The organism is Streptomyces sp. KLMMK, assembly GCF_036961605.1.
Lineage (GTDB): Bacteria > Actinomycetota > Actinomycetes > Streptomycetales > Streptomycetaceae > Streptomyces > Streptomyces telluris.
On record NZ_JBAMDC010000479.1, the window covers coordinates 1 to 4,326 of the forward strand.

Sequence of the window (4,326 nt, forward strand, 5' to 3'; positions counted from 1 at the left end):
TGACTGCGTAAGGACGTGCCGGGGCAACCCGTTTGCTTCTGCTGCGCCGGAAGGGTTAGGGTAAAGCTAACGACGCGGGGTGGAGCAGCTCGGTAGCTCGCTGGGCTCATAACCCAGAGGTCGCAGGTTCAAATCCTGTCCCCGCTACTCCAAGGCAAGGCCCGGATCCTCAGGATCCGGGCCTTCGCCGTTTCCGGACCGCCGTTTTCGAAACCCGCCGGGCCCGGGTTTGCCGTGTCCAGGTCCGCCGCGCTCGCAGCCCCCCCCGGGTGCCCCCGCGATCAGCTCGTGGAGCAGCTGGGGCACACGCCACGGTACGTGACCTCGACGGCGGCCACCTGGAAGCCGAAGCGCTCCTCGGCCGGCAGGACGGCCATGAGATCGCCCGTGGGGTGCACGTCGCGGATGGTGCCGCACTGGGAGCACACCAGGTGCTGGTGCGCGTGGTGGGCATTGGGGTCGTAACGCTTGGCGCGCCCGTCCGTGCTCACTTCCATGACCTCGCCCAGGGAGACCAGCTCCCCGAGGGTGTTGTACACGGTCGCGCGCGAGATCTCCGGCAGCAGTTCCGCGGCCTTGGCGTGCACTTCGTCCGCGGTGTAGTGCACGTGGTCCCCGTCCAGGACCTCGGCCACGACGCGTCGCTGTGCGGTCAGCCGCCAGCCGCGTCCCCGGAGCCGTTCCAGCAGGTCACTCATGCCATTCACCTATCAGTCAGATGGGACCAGCGTAGCAGCGGCCCTCGTCCACGATTGGATCTCGTTTTTATGTTAGGTCCATCTTGACTTAGACATTGTCTAATGTAGGATCGAGCTCGGCTCAGGCCAAGCGATCAGGTCAAGCCAAAGCGATCGGGTCCAGCCAGGCGATCGGCTGGACCCAGTGGCCGAGTGAGGGACGAGATGACGGAGGCACACGTGTCGGTTCAGGGCGAGACCATTCCCACGACGGGCCCGCTGACCACGGAGTCCGGAGCTCCGGTCGCGGACAACCAGAACAGCGAGACCGCGGGTGCCGGCGGTCCCGTTCTGATCCAGGACCAGTCGCTGCTGGAGAAGCTCGCGCACTTCAACCGCGAGCGGATCCCGGAGCGCGTGGTGCACGCCCGCGGCGCCGGTGCGTACGGCACGTTCACCGTCACCGCCGACGTCTCCCGGTACACCCGGGCGAAGTTCCTGTCCCAGGTGGGCAAGGAGACCGAGACGTTCCTGCGGTTCTCCACCGTCGCCGGCAGCCTCGGCTCCGCCGACACGGTGCGCGACCCCCGCGGCTTCGCCCTGAAGTTCTACACCGAGGAGGGCAATTACGACCTCGTCGGCAACAACACCCCGGTGTTCTTCATCAAGGACGCCATCAAGTTCCCCGACTTCATCCACACCCAGAAGCGCGACCCGTACACCGGCTCGCAGGAGGCGGACAACGTCTGGGACTTCTGGGGGCTTTCGCCCGAGGCCACCCACCAGGTGACCTGGCTCTTCGGCGACCGCGGCATCCCCGCCTCGTACCGCCACATGAACGGCTACGGCTCGCACACCTACCAGTGGCAGAACGAGGCCGGCGAGGTCTTCTGGGTCAAGTACCACTTCAAGACCGACCAGGGCATCAAGAACTTCACCCAGGACGAGGGCAACCGCATCGCCGGCGAGGACCCCGACTTCCACCAGCGCGACCTGCGCGAGGCCATCGAGCGCGGCGAGTTCCCCACCTGGACCCTGCAGGTGCAGATCATGCCGGCGGATGAGGCGGCCCAGTACCGCTTCAACCCGTTCGACCTCACGCGTGTGTGGCCGCACGAGGACTACCCGCCGATCGAGGTCGGCAAGCTGGAGCTCAACCGCAACCCCGACAACGTCTTCGCCGAGGTCGAGCAGTCCGCCTTCTCGCCGGCGCACTTCGTGCCGGGCATCGGCCCCTCCCCGGACAAGATGCTGCAGGGCCGGCTCTTCGCCTACGGCGACGCCCACCGCTACCGCGTCGGCATCAACGCCGACCACCTGCCGGTGAACCGCCCGCGCGCCACCGTGGCGAACACCTACGGCCGTGACGGCTACGCCTACGACGGCCGCCACGGCCGGTCCAAGAACTACGAGCCCAACAGCTTCGGCGGCCCCCGGGAGACCGGGCAGCCGCTGTGGGGCTCCACTTCCGTCAACGGCGGCACCGGCAACCACGCGGTGGTCTCGCACGCCGAGGACGACGACTTCGTCCAGGCGGGCAACCTCTACCGGCTGATGTCGGAGGAGGAGAAGGAGCGCCTGATCGCCAACCTCGCGGGCTTCATCGCGAAGGTGACGCGCGCCGACATCGCCGAGCGGGCCATCAACAACTTCCGCCAGGCGGACGCTGACTACGGCAAGCGACTGGAGGCCGCGGTCCAGGCCCTGCGCGGCTAGCGCCCCTTGCGGCTGCCCCCCGGCCCCGGCCGGGGGGAGTCCCCAGCCGCTCCTCGCGGACGTGGTGACCCTCGCCGCGGGGGTGCTCAACGGCCGCTTGCCGTACCAACCGGAGAGGCCGGACGCCAAGGGGCTCCGGCCTCTCCGGCTGCCCTCAGCCCCTCAGCCCCTCAGCCCCTCATCCCGCCAGCGCCCCCGCCGCCGTGCCCTCCCGGGCCCCGTGCGTGCCCGTCCGCAGCCAGCAGCGGACGATGTCGCGCACCGACACCACGCCGACCGGCCCCTCGCCGTCGAGGACGATCAGGTGGCGGAAGCCGCCGCGCGACATGGCGTTCGCGGCCTCGTCCAGCGTCCACTCGGGCGCCGCGAAGACGACGTCCGTCGTGGTGTGCGCGTGGGCGGTCTCCCGGTCCGGGTCCTGCCCGGCGCCGACGGAGTTGAGGATGTCCCGCTCGGTGAGGATGCCGAGGCCGCTCGTATCGGGGTCGAGGACGACCGCGGCGCCTATCCTGCGCGCGGACATCAGCCTGGCTGCCTGTCGGAGGGTGTGGGCGGGGCCGATGGTGAGGACCACCGTGCTCATGGCGTCGCGGACGAGCATGGCTGGAGCCACCTCCTTGGTGGACCGCGAACCCCCTGCCGGGATTCACAAGTTCACAAGCGTGGGGCCCTCATCGTCACACGGCACGGCGTGCCCAACAAGAGGCGCGCAGGGCCGTAACCGCGCTCGGCGGCACTCCCGGATCCGCCCGGGCGCGCTACGTGCGCAGGTAGCCCAGGAGCTCGTCGTGGAGCAGGCCGTTGGACGCCGCGGCATCGCCGCTGTGCGGGCCCGGCCGGCCGTCCAGCCCGGTGAAGCGGCCGCCGGACTCCTCCACGATGACCACGTTGGCCGCCATGTCCCACAGGGACAGCTCCGGCTCGGCGCAGATGTCCACCGACCCCTCGGCGACCATCATGTACGGCCAGAAGTCGCCGTAGCCCCGGGTGCGCCAGCAGTCGCGCGTGAGGTCGAGGAAGCCCGGCAGCAGGCCGCGCTCCTCCCAGCCGCTGAGCGAGGAGTAGGCGAACGAGGCGTCCTCGATACGGCCCACGCGGGAGGCCTGCAGGCGGGTCGCCGACGTCAGGCTGCGGCCGGTGTACGCACCGGAGCCCTTGGCCGCCCACCACCGGCGGCCCAGCGCCGGCGCCGACACCACGCCCACGACGGGCTCCCAGCTGATCGAGCCGGCGTACTCGGTCTGCACCATGAGGGAGATCAGCGTGGCCCAGACCGGCACCCCGCGCACGTAGTTCTTGGTGCCGTCGATCGGGTCGATCACCCAGCGGCGCGGGCCCGTGCCCTCGCTGCCGAACTCCTCGCCCAGCACCGCGTCGCGCGGGCGGGCGCGCTGCAGGTGACCGCGGATCAGCTCCTCGGCGGCCTTGTCCGCCTCGCTCACCGGGGTCATGTCCGGTTTGGTCTCGACCTTCAGGTCGAGGGCCTTGAACCGGTCCATGGTGGCCGCGTCGGCGGCATCCGCGAGGACATGGGCCAGCCGCAGATCATCGTGGTAGTCGGACATGGCTGAACAGTACCCGTGGCCGCCGCTCCGGCACCCGCGGCCCGCCCACGGCTCTTGACACCGTATGGCGGCACGTCAATTCTGTGGCCACAGTCGTGGTGCGGCCGGACGGCCGGGGAGGCGACGATGCCCGCGGCACGAGAGCTCTTGCTGGACGCGGCCTTCGCGGCGCTTCGCACCCGGCCCTGGAACGGGGTCCGGATGGTGGACGTCGCGGCCGCGGCCGGGGTCTCCCGGCAGACGCTCTACAACGAGTTCGGCAGCAAGGACGGCCTCGCCCGCGCCCTGGTCCGCCGGGAGGCGGAGACCTTCCTCGCCGGTGTCGAGCGGGCCCTGGCGGCCGCGCCCGCCGGCGCCTGTCTCTTCTC

The 4,326-nt window shown here is 70.3% G+C and carries 5 protein-coding genes and 1 tRNA gene; 3 read left to right on the forward strand and 3 right to left on the reverse strand.

From position 1 onward, the window contains the following. The first annotated feature begins 73 nt into the window (after window positions 1-73). A tRNA-Met gene (locus tag V7793_RS34020) sits at window positions 74-147 on the forward strand. A 134-nt stretch (window positions 148-281) separates the two neighbouring features. Here V7793_RS34020 and V7793_RS34025 read toward each other — a convergent pair. Further along, complete coding sequence (locus tag V7793_RS34025; RefSeq protein ID WP_336013556.1) at window positions 282-698, reverse strand: Fur family transcriptional regulator; 417 nt, start codon at window positions 696-698, stop codon at window positions 282-284. 204 nt (window positions 699-902) lie between these two features. Here V7793_RS34025 and V7793_RS34030 point away from each other — a divergent pair, with 204 nt between their 5' ends. Beyond that, window positions 903-2,393: a catalase gene (locus tag V7793_RS34030; protein WP_336013557.1), complete on the forward strand. Its 1,491-nt coding sequence runs from the start codon at window positions 903-905 to the stop codon at window positions 2,391-2,393. 178 nt (window positions 2,394-2,571) lie between these two features. Here the strand turns inward: V7793_RS34030 and V7793_RS34035 are convergent, their stop codons facing one another. Next, window positions 2,572-2,994: a CBS domain-containing protein gene (locus tag V7793_RS34035; RefSeq protein ID WP_336013558.1), complete on the reverse strand. Its 423-nt coding sequence runs from the start codon at window positions 2,992-2,994 to the stop codon at window positions 2,572-2,574. A gap of 157 nt (window positions 2,995-3,151) precedes the next feature. After that, entirely contained in the window at window positions 3,152-3,958 is an 807-nt protein-coding gene (hisN, locus tag V7793_RS34040) for a histidinol-phosphatase (protein WP_336013559.1), read from the reverse strand. 126 nt (window positions 3,959-4,084) lie between these two features. Between hisN and V7793_RS34045 the strand changes: the two genes are divergently transcribed. Then, window positions 4,085-4,326, forward strand: a 242-nt coding sequence (locus V7793_RS34045; protein WP_336013560.1) for a TetR/AcrR family transcriptional regulator, incomplete at its 3' end; no start/stop codon positions are given.